General features: G+C 59.2%; 15 protein-coding genes and 1 pseudogene. 11 read left to right on the plus strand and 5 right to left on the minus strand.

Features of this window, described 5'->3' with window-relative positions; all coding sequences use genetic code 11:
• The first annotated feature begins 20 nt into the window (after positions 1-20).
• Positions 21-662 carry an oxidoreductase gene (locus AC1MDT_RS18735; protein ID WP_480418449.1) on the plus strand — a complete coding sequence of 214 codons (642 nt, stop codon included), beginning with the start codon at positions 21-23 and terminating at the stop codon, positions 660-662.
• Between the two features lie 132 nt (positions 663-794).
• On the opposite strand, the gene AC1MDT_RS18740 is transcribed toward AC1MDT_RS18735, so the two are convergent.
• From AC1MDT_RS18740 to AC1MDT_RS18755, 4 genes are all read right to left on the minus strand, one after another.
• Positions 795-1,079: a YceK/YidQ family lipoprotein gene (locus AC1MDT_RS18740; protein WP_480418450.1), complete on the minus strand. Its 285-nt coding sequence runs from the start codon at positions 1,077-1,079 to the stop codon at positions 795-797.
• Entirely contained in the window at positions 1,072-1,704 is a 633-nt protein-coding gene (ubiX, locus tag AC1MDT_RS18745) for a flavin prenyltransferase UbiX (protein WP_480418451.1), read from the minus strand. The genes AC1MDT_RS18740 and ubiX overlap by 8 nt, the downstream gene beginning before the upstream one ends.
• Positions 1,701-3,050 (minus strand): UDP-N-acetylmuramate:L-alanyl-gamma-D-glutamyl-meso-diaminopimelate ligase, encoded by a 1,350-nt coding sequence (gene mpl / locus AC1MDT_RS18750; RefSeq protein ID WP_414910596.1) that lies wholly within the window; start codon positions 3,048-3,050, stop codon positions 1,701-1,703. Before mpl ends, ubiX begins: the two co-directional genes overlap by 4 nt.
• A gap of 197 nt (positions 3,051-3,247) precedes the next feature.
• A complete protein-coding gene (locus AC1MDT_RS18755) occupies positions 3,248-5,161 on the minus strand; it encodes a sigma-54-dependent Fis family transcriptional regulator (protein ID WP_480418452.1) in 1,914 nt (637 codons plus the stop codon).
• 438 nt (positions 5,162-5,599) lie between these two features.
• Between AC1MDT_RS18755 and exaC the strand changes: the two genes are divergently transcribed.
• From exaC to AC1MDT_RS18800, 9 genes are all read left to right on the plus strand, one after another.
• Positions 5,600-7,120 carry an acetaldehyde dehydrogenase ExaC gene (gene exaC, locus AC1MDT_RS18760; RefSeq protein ID WP_480418453.1) on the plus strand — a complete coding sequence of 507 codons (1,521 nt, stop codon included), beginning with the start codon at positions 5,600-5,602 and terminating at the stop codon, positions 7,118-7,120.
• A 262-nt stretch (positions 7,121-7,382) separates the two neighbouring features.
• The gene (gene eat, locus AC1MDT_RS18765; RefSeq protein WP_480418454.1) at positions 7,383-8,753 is read left to right on the plus strand and encodes an ethanolamine permease; all 1,371 of its coding nucleotides are present in this window, start codon (positions 7,383-7,385) and stop codon (positions 8,751-8,753) included.
• A gap of 208 nt (positions 8,754-8,961) precedes the next feature.
• The gene (locus tag AC1MDT_RS18770; protein WP_480418455.1) at positions 8,962-10,356 is read left to right on the plus strand and encodes an ethanolamine ammonia-lyase subunit EutB; all 1,395 of its coding nucleotides are present in this window, start codon (positions 8,962-8,964) and stop codon (positions 10,354-10,356) included.
• An 8-nt stretch (positions 10,357-10,364) separates the two neighbouring features.
• On the plus strand, positions 10,365-11,189 hold the full coding sequence (gene eutC / locus AC1MDT_RS18775) for an ethanolamine ammonia-lyase subunit EutC (RefSeq protein WP_480418456.1): 825 nt from the start codon (positions 10,365-10,367) through the stop codon (positions 11,187-11,189).
• 116 nt (positions 11,190-11,305) lie between these two features.
• Complete coding sequence (locus AC1MDT_RS18780) at positions 11,306-11,767, plus strand: GNAT family N-acetyltransferase (RefSeq protein WP_480418457.1); 462 nt, start codon at positions 11,306-11,308, stop codon at positions 11,765-11,767.
• Between the two features lie 302 nt (positions 11,768-12,069).
• Positions 12,070-12,726 carry a DedA family protein gene (locus tag AC1MDT_RS18785; RefSeq protein ID WP_480418458.1) on the plus strand — a complete coding sequence of 219 codons (657 nt, stop codon included), beginning with the start codon at positions 12,070-12,072 and terminating at the stop codon, positions 12,724-12,726.
• Positions 12,727-12,732: 6 nt separating this feature from the next.
• Positions 12,733-13,545, plus strand: coding sequence for a M90 family metallopeptidase (locus AC1MDT_RS18790; protein WP_480418459.1), 813 nt, complete (start codon positions 12,733-12,735; stop codon positions 13,543-13,545).
• A gap of 274 nt (positions 13,546-13,819) precedes the next feature.
• Complete coding sequence (gene ppa / locus AC1MDT_RS18795; RefSeq protein WP_008052339.1) at positions 13,820-14,347, plus strand: inorganic diphosphatase; 528 nt, start codon at positions 13,820-13,822, stop codon at positions 14,345-14,347.
• A 231-nt stretch (positions 14,348-14,578) separates the two neighbouring features.
• Positions 14,579-15,325 carry a S24 family peptidase gene (locus AC1MDT_RS18800; RefSeq protein ID WP_480418461.1) on the plus strand — a complete coding sequence of 249 codons (747 nt, stop codon included), beginning with the start codon at positions 14,579-14,581 and terminating at the stop codon, positions 15,323-15,325.
• 529 nt (positions 15,326-15,854) lie between these two features.
• On the opposite strand, the pseudogene AC1MDT_RS18805 reads toward AC1MDT_RS18800, so the two are convergent.
• Positions 15,855-16,444, minus strand: a pseudogene (locus AC1MDT_RS18805) (transposase); the annotation flags it as partial.
• A gap of 210 nt (positions 16,445-16,654) precedes the next feature.
• On the opposite strand from AC1MDT_RS18805, the gene AC1MDT_RS18810 reads away from it, so the two are divergent.
• Positions 16,655-17,758 carry an extracellular solute-binding protein gene (locus AC1MDT_RS18810; RefSeq protein WP_480418462.1) on the plus strand — a complete coding sequence of 368 codons (1,104 nt, stop codon included), beginning with the start codon at positions 16,655-16,657 and terminating at the stop codon, positions 17,756-17,758.
• Positions 17,759-17,815: the final 57 nt, after the last annotated feature.

The raw sequence follows: 17,815 nt of genomic DNA on the forward strand, positions 1-17,815 counted from the left end.
AGTATCAAGGGGGAAACACTATGTACTTGACGCCTCAGCACGTATTGCTTGCCGGAGCTACCGGATTGACGGGAGAACATCTGCTTGATCGACTGCTCAATGAGCCAACGATCTCGCGGGTACTGGCCCCCTCACGCCGGCCGCTGGCTGAGCATCCTCATCTTGAAAACCCGGTGGGTGACCCGGCAGTGTTTTTGCCGCAACTGAACGGTCGCGTCGATATCGCCTATTGCTGCCTCGGCACCACCATCAAGCAAGCCGGCTCGGAACAGGCATTTCGCGCCGTGGACCTGGACATGGTGGTGACGTTTGCCAAGCGCGCCCGCGAGATGGGCGCACGGCACCTGATCGTGATCAGCGCCTTGGGGGCTGATCCAAAATCGACGATTTTCTACAACCGGGTCAAAGGCGAAATGGAACAGGCATTGCGCGCGCAGGACTGGCCGCAGCTGACCATTTGCCGACCTTCCCTGCTGTTGGGTGAACGCGCAGAACCCCGCATGGCGGAGCAATTCGTTGGGCCCTTGTCCCGCTTGATTCCCGGTAAATACCGCGGCATCGAAGCCTGCCAGCTGGCCCGCGCCATGTGGCGACTGGCGCTGGAAGAGCAGGATGGGGTGCGGGTGGTTGAGTCGGATGAGCTGCGCAAACTAGGCAAATAATTTCTGCAGTGCCTGACTGGACGCCTTCGCCGGCAAGCCGGTCTCGCTCCCACATTTGATCTGTGTGTTCACAAGTCCATTGTGGGAGCGAGCCTGCTCGCGAATGGCGCGACACCGATTCAAGATCGAACGCTACAACCCGCCCGTCGCCTGAAAACTGACCCCAAGCACCGTCAACAACGACAACGGCAACAGCAGCGTGTCGAGCAACGCGCTGGCCGGCAGGTCGACGCCAGGATAGCTCGGCGCTTCTGCACCGAATCGGTCCTTGGCGCAGCAGCCGCCGTTCATCGCGTACACATCCAGCCGAGTCCCCGAATACACCAACGGCGCCCCGGGTTGGGCCGCATCGAGCGTGCGCGCCGTGGCGCATCCTGCCAGCTGCAACACCAGCACAATCGTCAATAGCTTATTCATCGCTGGCCAGATGATGCTCGCCCCAGCGCGGCAGCATGTCCTGAGGAATGTTCAGCAGGTTGAGAATGCGCGCCACGACGAAATCAATCAGGTCATCGATGGTTTGCGGCTGATGATAGAAGCCCGGCGAGGCCGGCAAGATTGTCACGCCCATGTTCGACAACTTGAGCATATTCTCCAGATGAATGCTCGAATACGGAGCCTCACGCGGCACCAGAATCAACTGGCGGCGCTCCTTCAGGGTGACATCAGCGGCACGCTCGATCAGGTTGTTGCAGGCACCGCTCGCAATGGCCGACAAGGTCCCGGTGGAACACGGCACCACCACCATCGCCGCCGGCGAGCCTGACCCCGAGGCCACCGGCGACATCCAGTCCTCCTTTCCATACACCCGAATTTGCCCGACGGCAGCGCCGGTGTACTCGGTGAGGAAGGCTTGCATCGTCTGCGGCTTGGGCGGCAGCGTCACATCCGTCTCGGTGGCCATCACCAGTTGCGCGGCCTTGGAAATCAGGAAGTGCACTTCGCGGTCTTCACGCACCAGGCAATCGAGCAGGCGCAAACCGTACTGGGCGCCTGACGCGCCAGTCATCGCCAGCGTGATGCGTTCCGGGCCGTTGTTCATTGCAGCGCCTCGGCGAGTTTGCCGTGCAGGCCACCGAAGCCGCCGTTGCTCATGATCACCACGTGTGTGCCGGGCTGGGCCTGACACTTCACGCGTTCGATGATGCCTTCCAGCGAATCACTGACGATCGATGGCACGGTGCACAGCGCGGCGGTGCCGGCCAGGTCCCAGCCGAGGTTGGCCGGTGCATACCAGATCACCTGATCGGCATCGACCACACTTTCCGGCAAGCCGTCGCGGTGGGCACCAAGCTTCATGGAGTTGGAGCGCGGCTCGATGATCGCGATCAATGGCGCGTCGCCGATACGCTTGCGCAAACCGTCGAGCGTCGTGGCAATGGCGGTCGGGTGGTGAGCAAAGTCGTCATAGATGGTGATACCACGAACTTCTGCGACTTTCTCCATGCGCCGCTTCACGCTTTTGAAAGCGCTCAGTGCGGCGATGCCCATCGATGGCACCACACCAACATGGCGCGCTGCCGCTAACGTGGCCAGGGCGTTGGCGACGTTGTGCTGGCCCGTCATGTCCCATTCGACCACGCCTTGAGCCACACCTTCGAACATCACCTCGAACTTCGAACCGTCTTCGCTCAGCAGCTTGACCTGCCACTGACCACCGGCACCGGTGGTTTGCACCGGGGTCCAGCAGCCCATCTCGATGACGCGTTGCAAGGCCGGCTCGGTCGTCGGATGGATCACCAGGCCTTCACTCGGAATGGTCCGCACCAAATGGTGGAACTGCCGCTCGATGGCTGGCAGATCGGGGAAGATGTCGGCGTGATCGTATTCCAGGTTGTTCAGGATCGCCGTGCGCGGGCGGTAGTGAACGAACTTGGAGCGCTTGTCGAAGAAGGCGCTGTCGTATTCATCGGCTTCGATAACGAAAAACGGTGTATCGCCCAAGCGAGCCGACACCGAGAAATTCTGCGGCACACCACCGATCAGGAAACCCGGGCTCATGCCCGCGTGCTCCAACACCCAGGCGAGCATGCTGCTGGTCGTCGTTTTGCCGTGAGTACCCGCGACGGCCAGCACCCAGCGACCTTGCAGCACGTGATCCGCCAGCCATTGCGGGCCGGAGACGTAAGGCAGGCCTTTGTTCAGCACATATTCGACCGCCGGGTTACCGCGGGACATGGCATTGCCGATCACCACCAGATCCGGCGCCGGGTCAAGTTGTGAAGGATCGTAGCCTTGGGTCAACTCAATGCCCTGTGCTTCAAGCTGGGTGCTCATCGGCGGATAGACGTTGGCATCGGAGCCGGTCACGTGATGGCCCAGCTCTTTGGCCAGAACCGCCATCGAACCCATGAAAGTGCCGCAGATACCAAGAATATGAATGTGCATAATCGACCTCGTAAAACATGGCCGCAGGTTAGCGTAGGAAGGGGGAAATCGCACCTTGTGTTTGAAGATCAACCACCACGCCCCTGTAGGAGCGAGCTTGCTCGCGATGGTCGTTAACGATTACGCGGAAAGCCTGATACCCCGTGGCGTCCTCAAGCCCATCGCGAGCAAGCTCGCTCCTACAGGATCTGGTGCTTCTAACGGGCGATGCCGTGTTTACGCAGTTTTCTATAGAGGGTGTTGCGGCTGACGCCCAACTGTTCGGCCGTATGCGTCATATGCCAGCGCGTTTGCTCCAGCACATTCAGCAACGCCAGCCGCTCGGCGTCATCCAGCGGATGTTCCGATTGCGCTTCTACGGCCGCAACCTGCACCGTCCGAGCCTGACGAATCATCGCCGGCAAATCTTCCAGTCCAATCCGTCCGCCCTCACACAACGCCGCCAACGTGCGCAGCACATTGCGCAGTTGCCGCACATTCCCCGGCCAGGCATAACCCAGCAACGCCTGGCGTGCCGGCGCGTCGATCAGGACCGATTCCCCGCCGGCCTCTTCGGCCAGCAAGAAGTCGAGTAGCTGGGATTTATCCGTGCGATCGCGCAATGCCGGCAGCGCAACCTCCAGCCCATTGAGCCGGTAATACAAATCCTCGCGGAAGCTGCCGTCCTCCACCCGCTCCAGCAAATTGCGGTGAGTAGCGCTGATGATCCGCACATTGACCGACTCCGGCTCGCCGCCAATCGGCACCACCTGACGATCCTCCAGCACCCTTAATAGCCGAGTCTGCAACGCCAGCGGCATGTCGCCGATTTCATCGAGAAACAACGTCCCGCCGTCGGCCTGCTGTAACTTGCCACGCATGCCTTCCTTGCGCGCGCCGGTAAAGCTGCCGCCGCGATAACCGAACAGCTCGCTCTCGATCAGGCTTTCAGGAATGGCCGCGCAATTGAGCGCGACGAAGGCTTTTTCGGCCCGTTGGCTGGCCTGGTGCACGGCTTTGGCGAAGGCCTCTTTGCCCGACCCGGTTTCGCCATTGATCAACAGCGGTACGTCCCGCTCAAACACGCGCAGGGATTTGCGGAAGTCTTCCTGCAACGCGGTATCGCCAATACAGATGCCCGACAGGCGCGCACGCTCAGCCATCACTGGATGTTGAACCACCGGCACCGGAATACTGCGCGGCTGCCCCCGCAACACGGCAAACAGGCTGCGACCGTCACGGGTTCGCAACGGCCAACTGGCGTTGGCATTCACACTCGCACGGCCGAGCAGTTCATCCAGCGAACAATCAAAGAACATTTCCACCGGTTTGCCCAGCAACCCGCCGCGAATATGCCCGAGCAGGTTCAGTGCACTCTGGTTGACCGCACTGATCCGCCCTTCCCCGTCGAACGCCAGCAGCCCTTCGCTGAACAGTCCCACGGATTCGGCCTGCAAGTGAAAACGCAGTAACCATTGATTGTCGAAATAACGCAGGAAATAGCAGCTCTCGATCATCTTCGCCGACAGATTGACCAGCGCCATGGTGTGAAACTGACTCTGCCGCGAGACCTCATGACGCGCCGAAGACACGTCGAGCACCGCCAACAGTTCGCCATGGGGGTCGAATACCGGGCTCGCCGAGCAGGTCAGGCCGGTGTGGCGACCGCGAAAGTGTTCGTCCTGGTGAATGGTCAGCGACTGTCGCTCCACCAAACAGGTGCCGATGCCGTTGGTGCCTTCGCAGGCCTCGCTCCAGTCGGCGCCCAGCCAGAGGCCGGCGCGCTCGAAGATCTTCCGTTCGGCAGGCGCGGTGACGCAATTGAGGATCACCCCGCGAGCGTCAGTCAGCAGGACCGCATGCCCGGCACCGGATAGTTGCTGGTGAAGGCTGCTCATTTCGTTACCGGCGATGTGCAGCACTTGCTGCAAGCGTTCGCGGCTTTCCAGGACGCGGCCATGCTCAAGCACCGTCGGCGCCATGGTCAGGGCCGGGTCGAGGTGATAGTCCTCAAGGCAGCGCAACCAGGAACGGGCAATGGACGGATCGCTGCCGGGACCGTGCAGGTGGGATTTCCCCTGGGTCACGGTCAACACTTGCTGGGCATGGCGACTCAAATGGTTGTCGTGCATTTCTTATTGTTCTCCCCCGCAGGATCTGAGCGGCGTCCATGTAGCAGCTGCCGAAGGCTGCGTCCGGTCTGGGCCGCACTCGGACGAAGCGGTCGTAAAACCTGTGGCCCGTATTTCATTGCTGAATCGAGGCGAGTGCTTCGCCCTCGAACGCAGCCTTCGGCAGCTGCTACATAGAACGTGATGCCGAGCATCCTCCAGCCTGAGCTGCATTGCAATGCTGGCAAGACCGGTCAGTCACAGGCTGTGCCACAAGCGGTACAAAGTGTCACGAGGCCTGTACCGAAAACGTCACACGCGTGGTCCACCCGTCCGACAAAAACCGCGCAAGGCCTTGATTTGCCTGACCTGCAAGGCAGTGGCCCGACCTTTGCTCTACGCTTATAGCAAGCGCACATGCGCCTCTCTTATAAGTACAAAAGCCAAGGAGAAAACATCATGCGTTACGCTCACCCCGGTACTGAAGGCGCTATCGTTTCGTTCAAGAGCAAATACGGTAATTACATCGGCGGCGAGTTCGTCGCGCCTGTTAAAGGTCAGTACTTCACCAATACTTCGCCAGTCAATGGCCAACCAATTGCCGAATTCCCGCGTTCCACGGCCGAAGACATCGACAAGGCCCTGGACGCCGCCCACGCGGCCGCCGATGCCTGGGGCGCCACGTCCGCCCAGGCGCGTTCGCTGGTGCTGCTGAAAATCGCCGACCGCATCGAGCAGAATCTGGAACTGCTGGCGATCACCGAATCCTGGGACAACGGCAAAGCCGTACGGGAAACCCTCAACGCCGACATCCCGCTGGCGGCCGACCATTTCCGTTACTTCGCTGGCTGCATCCGCGCCCAGGAAGGCAGCGCCGCCGAGATCGACGGCAACACCGTGGCCTATCACATCCATGAACCGCTGGGCGTGGTCGGGCAGATCATCCCGTGGAACTTCCCGATCCTGATGGCCGCCTGGAAACTCGCCCCGGCCCTGGCTGCCGGTAACTGTGTGGTGCTCAAACCCGCCGAACAAACCCCGCTGGGCATTACCGTGCTCATGGAACTGATTGGCGACCTGTTGCCGCCAGGCGTGCTGAACGTAGTGCAAGGCTTCGGTAAAGAAGCCGGCGAAGCCCTCGCCACCAGCAAACGCATCGCCAAGATCGCCTTCACCGGCTCGACCCCGGTCGGCTCGCACATCATGAAATGCGCCGCCGAAAACATCATTCCGTCCACCGTGGAGCTGGGTGGCAAGTCGCCGAACATCTTCTTCGCCGACATCATGCAAGCTGAGCCGACTTTCATTGAGAAAGCGGCCGAAGGCTTGGTGCTGGCGTTCTTCAACCAGGGCGAAGTCTGCACCTGCCCTTCCCGCGCCCTGGTGCAAGAGTCGATCTACGACGACTTCATGAAAGTCGTGATGAAGAAAGTGCTGTCGATCAAACGTGGCGACCCACTGGACACCGACACCATGGTTGGCGCCCAGGCGTCCGAGCAACAATTCGACAAAATCCTTTCGTACCTGGAAATCGCCAAGGGCGAAGGCGCCGAACTGCTGACCGGCGGCAAGGTGGAAAAACTCGAGGGCAACCTGGCGACCGGGTATTACATCCAGCCGACCCTGCTCAAGGGCACCAACAAAATGCGCGTGTTCCAGGAAGAAATCTTTGGCCCGGTGGTGAGCATCACCACCTTCAAGGACGAAGCCGAAGCCCTGGCCATTGCCAACGACACCGAGTTCGGCCTGGGTGCCGGTCTCTGGACCCGCGACATCAACCGCGCCTACCGCATGGGCCGCGCCATCAAGGCCGGTCGTGTCTGGACCAACTGCTACCACCTGTACCCGGCGCACGCTGCGTTCGGCGGTTACAAAAAATCCGGCGTCGGTCGTGAAACCCACAAAATGATGCTCGATCACTATCAGCAGACCAAAAACCTGCTGGTGAGCTACGACATCAATCCGCTGGGCTTCTTCTAAACCCCGGGGCGGCACAGATATTCCTGTGTCGCCCCTCATATAGCCATCGCGAGCAAGCTCGCTCCCACAGTGATTTGGGCCAGCCCCAAAAACTGGGGTCACCCCATAACCCTGTGGGAGCGAGCTTGCTCGCGATGGCGTCCTGAAGACACACCAATCATCGCCCTGCCGCTCTGGCACGGGCTTTGCGTGTCCGCTCCACACGAAAACGCCGTACCCGAAAGTCCAACAGATCAAACAAAAAAAACGACAGCGAGGACTTATGACTTCTTCCACACAGCTCAAACCCACACTCGGCACCCTGCATTTATGGGGCATTGCCGTCGGCCTGGTGATTTCCGGCGAGTACTTCGGCTGGAGTTACGGTTGGGGTACCGCAGGTACGCTGGGTTTCCTCGTCACCGCGTTGATGGTGGCGACGATGTACACCTGCTTCATCTTCAGTTTCACCGAATTGACTACCGCCATTCCCCACGCAGGTGGGCCGTTTGCCTACAGCCGGCGGGCCTTTGGCGAGAAAGGCGGACTGATCGCCGGTATCGCCACCCTGATCGAATTCGTCTTTGCACCACCGGCCATCGCCATGGCCATTGGTGCCTATCTCAACGTGCAATACCCGGAACTGGACCCGAAGATCGCGGCGGTGGGCTCTTATTTCGTGTTCATGGCGCTAAACATCCTCGGCGTCAGCATCGCCGCGACGTTTGAGCTGGTGGTCACCGTGCTCGCCGTCGCCGAATTGCTGGTGTTCATGGGCGTGGTCGCGCCAGGCTTCAGCTTCAGTAACTTCGTGCTCAACGGCTGGTCGGGCTCTAACGAATTCACCATCGCCTCGATCCCCGGAATTTTTGCGGCGATCCCCTTCGCGATCTGGTTCTTCCTCGCCATCGAAGGCGCGGCGATGGCGGCCGAAGAAGCCAAGGACCCGAAACGTACGATTCCCAAGGCGTACGTCAGCGGCATCCTGACCCTGGTGTTCCTCGCAATCGGCGTGATGGTGATGGCGGGCGGTGTCGGCGACTGGCGCCAACTGGCAAACATCAACGATCCCCTGCCTCAGGCGATGAAAGCGGTGGTCGGCAATAACTCGAGCTGGATGCACATGCTGGTCTGGATCGGCCTGTTCGGTCTGGTGGCGAGCTTCCACGGGATCATTCTCGGCTACTCGCGCCAGTTCTTTGCCCTGGCCCGCGCCGGCTACTTGCCTCGCGGCCTGGCCAAACTGTCGCGCTTTCAGACCCCGCACCGCGCAATCCTGGCCGGCGGCGTGATCGGCATCGCGGCGATCTACAGCGATGGCCTGGTCAACCTGCAAGGCATGACCCTGACGGCGGCGATGATCACCATGTCGGTATTCGGCGCCATCGTGATGTACATCATCAGTATGCTGAGCCTGTTCAAACTGCGTAAAACCGAGCCGAACCTGGAACGCACCTTCCGCGCGCCGGGCTACCCGATCGTGCCGGGGATCGCGCTGTTTCTGGCCGTGGTGTGCCTGGTGGCGATGGCCTGGTTCAACACCCTGATCGGGTGCGTGTTCCTTGGCTTCATGGCCGCCGGTTACTTGTACTTCCAATTGACCGCCAAGCAGCGCTTCGATGCGCCGGCTGATGCCATGCTTACGGGTATCTAGTTGCACCGGTGCCGGGCTTGTTCCCCGGCGCCTGCCATTTTGAAGTGCACACAGTTCCCCTGTAGGAGCGAGCTTGCTCGCGATGGTGGGTCAGTTACATCGATGTCGCCTGACACACCATCGCGAGCAATCGAGCGTCGACCGGCTGCTCCTACAAGGAGTTAGCGGAGCTGTTAAGTTGTTTATAGAATCAGGAGAACACCGTCCCATGGCCACCTTTGCCCATTCCGTCGGCGCCCAGACCTATCGCTTCGACACGCTCAAGGAAGTCATGGCCAAGGCCAGCCCGGCACGCTCCGGGGATTTCCTGGCCGGCGTTGCTGCGCTCAACGATGGCGAGCGAGTGGCTGCCCAAATGGCCCTGGCTGACATCCCGCTCACCCACTTCCTACAGGAAGTACTAATTCCTTACGAGGCCGATGAGGTCACCCGGCTCATCATCGACACTCACGATAAACAGGCCTTCGCGGTCGTCAGCCACCTCACCGTCGGCGGATTCCGCGACTGGTTGCTCAGCGATGCCGCTGACGAACAGAGCCTGCGCGCCCTCGCCCCCGGCCTGACCCCGGAAATGGCCGCCGCCGTGTCGAAGATCATGCGCGTGCAGGATCTGGTGCTGGTGGCGCAGAAAATCCGCGTCATCACCCATTTCCGCGGCACCCTTGGACTGCGGGGCCGGCTCTCTACCCGCCTGCAACCCAACCATCCCACCGACGAACCGGCCGGCATCGCCGCGAGCATTCTCGACGGGCTGCTGTATGGCAATGGCGACGCGATGATCGGGATCAATCCGGCCACCGACAGCATCGCCTCGATCTGCGCCATGCTGGAAATGCTCGATTCGATCATCCAGCGCTACGAAATTCCCACTCAAGCCTGCGTTCTGACCCACGTCACCACATCGATTGAAGCCGTAAATCGCGGCGTTCCGCTGGACCTGGTGTTCCAGTCAATCGCCGGCACCGAAGCGGCCAATGCCAGCTTCGGCATCAACCTGAACGTGTTGCGCGAAGGTTACGACGCGGGTCTGAGCCTGAATCGCGGCACGCTAGGCCAGAACCTGATGTATTTCGAGACCGGCCAAGGCAGTGCCCTGTCAGCCAACGCTCACTACGGCATTGATCAACAGACCTGCGAAACCCGCGCCTACGCCGTGGCGCGACATTTCAAACCGTTTTTGGTGAACACGGTTGTAGGATTCATCGGCCCGGAGTACCTCTACAACGGTAAACAAATCATCCGCGCGGGCCTTGAAGACCACTTCTGCGGCAAACTGCTGGGCGTACCGATGGGGTGCGACATCTGTTACACCAACCACGCCGAAGCCGACCAGGACGACATGGACACCCTGCTGACCCTGCTGGGCGTGGCCGGGATCAACTTCATCATGGGCATCCCGGGCTCCGACGACATCATGCTCAACTACCAGACCACGTCGTTCCATGACGCCCTCTATGCCCGAAAAACCCTGGGCCTCAAACCTGCACCGGAGTTCGAACAGTGGCTGGCGAAAATGGGCATTTTCACTCAAGCGGATGGCAAGATTCACTTCGGCGACAGCCTGCCGCCGGCTTTCCGCCAAGCGATGGCGCAACTGGGATGAGTGTTGAAATGGATAAACCACCCGTTGATCCACAGAACCCGTTGCTGGAACTGCGTCGCCTGACGCCGGCGCGGATCGCCCTCGGTAGAACCGGCACCAGCATGCCGACCAGCGCGCAGCTGGATTTCCAGTACGCCCATGCGCAAGCGCGGGATGCGGTGCACTTGCCGTTCGACGCTGCCGGGCTGAGCGCGCAATTGACCGAATGCGGGCGCGAGAGTGTCTTGCTGCATAGCGCGGCCATTGATCGAAACAGCTATTTGCAACGCCCCGATTTGGGGCGAAAGTTGAGCGAAACGTCAGCGCAGACCCTGCGCGATTACGCGTTGGCCCATCCTGGCGGGGTGGATCTGGCGATCGTCGTTGCCGACGGTTTGTCGGCGCTGGCCGTTCATCGCCATACCCTGCCGTTTCTGGCGCGGATGGAAGAGCAGGTTTCAGTTGAAGGCTGGTCCCTGTCTCCGGTGATTCTGGTGGAACAGGGTCGCGTCGCGGTGGCCGACGAAATTGGCGAATTGCTGGGCGCGAAAATGGTAGTGATCCTGATCGGCGAACGCCCTGGCCTCAGCTCACCCGACAGCCTGGGGTTATATTTCACCTACAATCCCAAGGTCGGGCTGACGGATGCTTATCGCAACTGCATTTCGAATGTTCGCCTCGAAGGGCTGAGTTACGGCATGGCGGCACACCGTTTGCTGTATTTGATGCGTGAAGCCTGCCGACGGCAGTTGTCGGGGGTCAACCTGAAGGACGAAGCTCAGGTTCAGACGCTGGAGTCAGACGCTGGTGCGGAGCTGAAAGGTAATTTCCTACTGAGCCCGCTGAATACCTGAACCGTTTCTGCATTGCCTTTACCAGCACTCTTCAGGCAGGATCGAAGCGCGGCTCTCAGTGAGAAATGTTTGCCGTCAGAGCACGTGAAGACAGCCACTTCAAGACGAGACCTACCATGCGGATTATTCAAGCGACCCTCGAACATCTGGACCTGCTGACCCCGTTGTTCGTCAAATATCGCGAGTTTTATGGCTCCCTGCCGTATCCGGACTCGTCTCGCGCATTCCTTGAGAAACGTCTGCGGCGCAAGGAGTCAGTGATTTACCTGGCCCTGGCCGATGACGACACTAATAAACTGATGGGTTTCTGTCAGTTGTATCCGAGCTTTTCGTCCCTTTCGCTTAAACGCGTGTGGATTCTCAATGACATCTACGTGGCCGAAGACGCGCGCCGTCAGTTGGTGGCCGACAATCTGATCCGCACCGCAAAGAAAATGGCCAAGGAAACCAATGCCGTGCGCATGCGCGTTTCCACCAGCAGCAACAACGAAGTCGCGCGCAAAACCTACGAATCCATTGGGTTCAAGGAAGACACCGAGTTCAAGAACTACGTGCTGCCAATCAGCGACGGGCTCTGATCCACACCGGATACCCTGTAGGAGCGAGCTCGCTCGCGATGGTCGTTAACGCTAACGCGCCAAGCCTGACACCCCGCGGTGCTCTCAGGTGCATCGCGAGCAAGCTCGCTCCTACAAAAAACGGACCGTACCAACCGTCGGTTCTCCCGACATTCCTCGCTACAAACTCGACACGTTTTTCACTTTTCAGCCCGTATAATGCCGCCCTTCCGGCTTGTAAGAAAAACTACACCCCTCTGTAGGCTTTCAAGAAGTCATCCGCACAGGTCTGCTGAGTCGGGCCATCACCCTAGGTGCTCTCCATGGATTTCAACCCGCTCGACCTTATCCTGCATCTCGATGTTTACCTCGACCTGCTGGTGAACAACTACGGGGCATGGGTCTACGCCATTCTGTTTCTGGTGATCTTCTGCGAAACCGGTCTGGTGGTGATGCCGTTCCTGCCGGGTGATTCCCTGCTGTTTATTGCTGGCGCCGTTGCGGCCGGTGGCGGCATGGACCCAGTGTTGCTGGGTGGCTTGCTGATGTTGGCGGCGATTCTTGGCGACAGCACCAATTACGTGATCGGACGAACGGCCGGCGAACGGCTATTCAGCAACCCGAACTCGAAAATCTTCCGCCGCGACTATCTGCAGCAAACTCACGACTTCTATGACAAGCACGGCGGTAAAACGGTGACCCTGGCGCGCTTCATGCCGATCATCCGCACCTTTGCACCGTTCGTCGCCGGCGTGGGCAAGATGCCTTACCCGCGTTTCTTTGCCTTCAGCGTCTTCGGCACGATCTTGTGGGTCGGCGGCCTGGTCACCCTTGGCTATTTCTTCGGTAACGTACCGTTCATCAAGAAAAACCTGTCGTTGTTGGTCGTAGGTATCATCCTGCTGTCGTTGTTACCGATGATCATCGGCGTCATCCGCAGCCGCCTGGGTGGTTCGAACCCCAAAGCCGAGTCGCGCTGATTCACGATGTGGTCCCTTAGGGCCTGGCGTCGCCAACGCCTGTTGACCAAACACCCGATTGCCGACGACATGTGGCAGCGGGTGCGCCATCACCTGAGCTTTCTCGACGGTATCAGCGCGGCCGAAGACCAATGGTTGCGCGAAGCCAGTGTGCTATTCCTCGAGGACAAACACCTGACCGCCCTGTCCGGTGTCGAACTCCACCAGGAGCAACGTCTGCTGCTCGCCGCTCAGGCCCAGTTGCCGCTGCTGAACCTGGGCGATTTGAACTGGTATCAGGGCTTCCACGAAGTCGTTCTCTACCCCGACGACTTCCTCAGCCCTCAACGCCATCGCGATGCCAGTGGCGTCGTGCACGAATGGGACGGCGAACACAGCGGTGAAGCCTGGCAGCAAGGCCCGATCATCCTCGCCTGGCCCGGCGTAATGGCCAGCGGTGGCTGGGAAGGCTACAACCTGGTGATCCACGAGCTCGCGCATAAGCTCGACATGCTCAACGGCGACGCCAACGGCCTGCCGCCGCTGCACCCCGACATGCGCGTCAGTGACTGGGCGAAAATCATGCAGCATGCCTACGATGACCTCAACCGCCACCTCGACCGCCATCCGCACGCCGAAACCGTCATCGATCCCTACGCCGCCGAGAACCCGGCGGAGTTCTTCGCCGTCACCAGTGAATATTTCTTCAGCGCACCGGATTTGCTGCACGAGGCTTATCCACAGGTCTATGAGCAGCTGAAGCTGTTTTACCGGCAGGATCCACTGGCCCGATTGCAGCAACTTCTGGCCGAAGACCCTGTCTATCAGGCACGCGACTAGTGTCCTGTCTCACCGACACAGTTGCTCTTTTGACGAGTGGTCGTTGAGGCCAGGCAAGGCGCCGCGACGAGTCATAGCTGGCTATGGCGAGGAGTGGCAACGCAGCATGGCCGCGACGGCCCCCGTCAAAAAGCAACAGTATCGGTGAGACGGGATACCTGGGTCTCTACGACCTCTGGTACGTGGCATCAGCGGTGGAATATGCCTATAATCGCCGCCACTTTTTGGTCAATCCGGCCAAGTGTTTTTGGTCAACTAACGGGGGCACCGCCCAATGAGCTACAGCAAGATTCCGGCTGGCAAAGACCTGCCGAACGACATCTACGTCGCGATCGAGATTCCGGCCAACCACGCGCCGATCAAATACGAAATCGACAAAGACAGCGATTGCCTGTTCGTTGACCGTTTCATGGCCACCCCGATGTTCTACCCGGCCAACTACGGTTACATCCCGAACACCCTGGCTGACGACGGCGACCCCCTCGACGTGCTGGTCGTGACCCCTTACCCGGTTGCTCCTGGCTCGGTCATTCGCGCACGTCCGGTCGGCATCCTGAACATGACCGACGACGGCGGCGGCGATGCCAAAGTCATCGCTGTTCCACACGACAAGCTGTCCCAGCTGTACGTCGACGTGAAGGAATACACCGACCTGCCACCGCTGCTGATTCAGCAGATCGAGCACTTCTTCGCGAACTACAAAGACCTCGAAAAAGGCAAATGGGTGAAGATCGAAGGCTGGGCCGGTGCAGACGCCGCCCGCGACGCGATCACCAAGTCGGTTGCTGCCTATAAAGGCTGAGACGCCATTGGCCTTGCGCCACTGACGGCTTGAAAAAAACCCCGGTTGATCCGGGGTTTTTTGTGGACGCCTATAAAGCGACTTTTAAACGGTATGTTTACCTTCCGGCCACAATCGTTTTTTCTTGTTTAAAATTCGCCAAACAGGTCTTACATCCAGTCTTAAAATTCCCTCGAATTTTGAACGGCTTGTTTATTCAAAGCCCCGCCCTGCGCCCGTAGACTCGTGTTTATGAAAAAGAACACTAGCGGTCCACGGTTTAAAGCCCTCCTCAAAGCGGCGAACATTACGACGACAGGATTCGCCGAGTTCCTGGACACGGCGCCGCAAAATGTCCACAACTGGTACACCCGCGGTGTGCCCGCTCACTGCATGGAAGAAGTTGCCCGAAAACTGTCCGTGAACAGCGACTGGCTGAAAACCGCCGAAGGCCCGAAAGACGCCAAACACCTGCGCCTGCTCGATGAATCCGGCAACACCTTCGACGCCCAGGCCATTCGCGGCATCTACACGGTCATAGAACCCACCGACGTTGAACTGACCTTCTACAAAGAAGCCGCCACCGCCCCAGGCTCGACCAAAACCCACGTCATCGAAGACACCAGCCAACCCATTCGCCTGCCCCGCAGCCACCTGGACTCCCTGGAAATCAACCATGCAGACGCCATCTGCGCCTACATGATCGGCAACAGCATGGGCGAGAAAATCGAAGACGGCTCAACCGTGGCCATCGACCGCGGCCTGACGCAGATTGTCGACGGGGAAATTTACGCGATCGAGCATGACGGCATGCTACGGATCAAATACCTGCACCGGATGCCCGGAAATGCACTGCGATTGCGCAGCCATAACCGCGCCGAGTACCCGGACGAGATATTCCGGGCGCCGCAAATCGAAGAGCAGAACATCAGGGTATTGGGCTGGGTGTTCTGGTGGTCAACCCTCAACAAACGCCGACCACCCGTCCCCTTCCTGTAACACACGCCCCCTTGTAGCAGCTGGCGAAGCCTGCGTCCGGCTGTGTGTAGGAGCGAGCTTGCTCGCGATGGTCGTTCAGCCACAGAAAATGTGTCGGATGTTCCATCTTCGCGAGCAAGCTCGCTCCTACACACAGCCGGACGCAGGCTTCGCCAGCTGCTACACATCACCGCAATCGCTCTCCCCCGCACACCAAGCTGGGAATTCCCTCAAAAAATCAGTATGATGCGCCCCATATTTTGCGCATCGACCCGCCCCGCGGCTCCGATCGCACCGACAAGGCAGATGATTTTCTCGCCAAGTCCCACAGCCGGACGCAAGATCCGGGTGTACGTTTTGAAGGCTGGCGCGGTTTACCAAAAATGAACCAAGCCAGTCCCCGAGAAGCCGGCCACAAGCCGGCTTTTTAATTGTCCGAAATAAACCTGTCCCATCCTAAAATCTACCCGATAGCTTCCTGCTATGCCGAAGATGCTCATCATTCGTTTGAGATTGTAGGCGAGCACATGAAGGCATCTCGGTGCTTACCCACCCGGAGCTCCTTACCCGTCGTACACTGTTTCTGCATTGCGCAGGACTGGCAGCCCGAGAAGTAGTAACAATGCAATAACATGCCGTCTTCCATCGACGAATGCCGCCGGGGCAGTAACTGTCTCGCAGGGCATCGATACTCTTCCGATGCAGCAACGTAGATGAAATCCTGCTTGCCGAATCTGCCTTCGGCTTTGCTGTCGGAACTCAGGGTTTCGGTACGAAGGTAGTGATGCCGGCTTGCTCGCACGCAAGGATTTCCAGACCTTTGTAGTCGCCTCGGTCGGCTACCACCGTTAGCGATTCAGCGTCGATTTCTTCACGCGCTTGGTTCGCCATATTGCTCAGTTGCCCGCGATCATTACCAACATTGGTCACCTCATGGGCAATGATCAGATGGTGTTTGTCGTCGACTGCCGTTTGTACGTTGTAGTCAACCGTTTCTGTGCCTCGACCGCTCATAGCCATTGAGCGTGCATCTGGGTCTGTAAGGGAGATCTGCCGGTCTGGGCTTTCGTGGAGCTGCACCTCAATTTCCTTGAGTTTCTGTTGCTTTTTCAGTGTTTGGATCTTTTCTTTAAGCAGCTCCCTAACCCAGCACCAGCGAACGCTTGTCTGATGGACAGAGCCATTCAGGCGCTCTGTGAGTTTTCCCCGGTTGCTGCGTTTCTTGCGTGATCTCAGGAGGAATCTGCAGACGTTGCTACACTCGTTGAAATCCGGTGGCTTACAGCAGATCGAATACCACGGCCAAGGGATGCATTTACCTCATACCTACAACAATAAACGGAGTCCTTCATGGGCGATCATGATCTGAACAGAAGACAATTCATCAAGACCGTAGGTATCGCGTCGGTTGCGGCGGCCGCGATGAGCATGCCGTTTATTCGCGCCAATGCAAGTGATACTCGCTTTGAGGGTAAGACCCTGCGGCTGTTGACCTGGTCCGACGACACCGGGCTTGCCGTATTGCGCAACATTGCCGCGACCTTCGAAGCCAAAACCGGTGCCAAGGTCATCGCGGACCGCACCGGCAGTACCTCGGAAATGGTCGCCAAACTCAAGGCCGGTGGTGATCGTCCGCAGTACGACGTCATCACCTTGGCAGGTGTTGGCGCTGAAGGCCTGGCCGCCGCCGGCCTGCTGGAAAAACCTGACCTCAACCGCATTCCCAACCTGGTGGATGTTCCGGATAAATACAAAACCGGTGCCAATGGCCACGGTATCGGTTATCTGCTCTGGTGCAACAGCTTGGTCTACAGCACCCGCACCGTGAAACAACCCCCGGACACCTATGCTGCCCTGTGGGATGCAGAGGCGGCGCCGCGCCTTTTCCTGCCGCCGCCGAACTGGACTGAAGCAATGGACCTGATCATCATCGCCGCCAAACTGGCTGGTGGTGACGAGCACAACGTCGAGCCTGGCTTCAAGAAACTCGCTGAGCTCAAGGATCGCGTCGTGACCCTGGGCGAAAACCCGAACCAGATCGCCGAACTGTTCCGCACCGGCTCCCTGGACCTGGGCGGCCTTTATGCTCCAGCGTTCTTTCCGAAACAGATCCGCGATCCCGCCTACGGTATGAGTGCAACCTTTGGCATGAAGGAGGGTTTCTACACCGACCTGATGCAGACTGTTATGCCGAAAAGCCATCCTGGCGATACCGACCTGGCCTACGCCTTCATCAACCACACGCTCGACCCAGTAGTGCAGGGCAAGATGGCCGAAGACATCTACAACGGTCCGGTCAACTCCAAGGCGGTCATCTCCGCCGAAGCACGCAAGAGCCCGTACATCCTGACACCTGAGCAGATTGCAGAGCATGCGATCATGCACGACAACGCCTTCCTGGCCACCGTGCATGACCAATGGATTCGTCGTTACACAGAAATCTTTTCTTCCTGATCTGAATCACGGGAAGGTTCTTCGAACCTTATCGCGGGCAAGCCTTGCTCCTGCAAG

The organism is Pseudomonas sp. ASL7 (assembly GCF_056680375.1).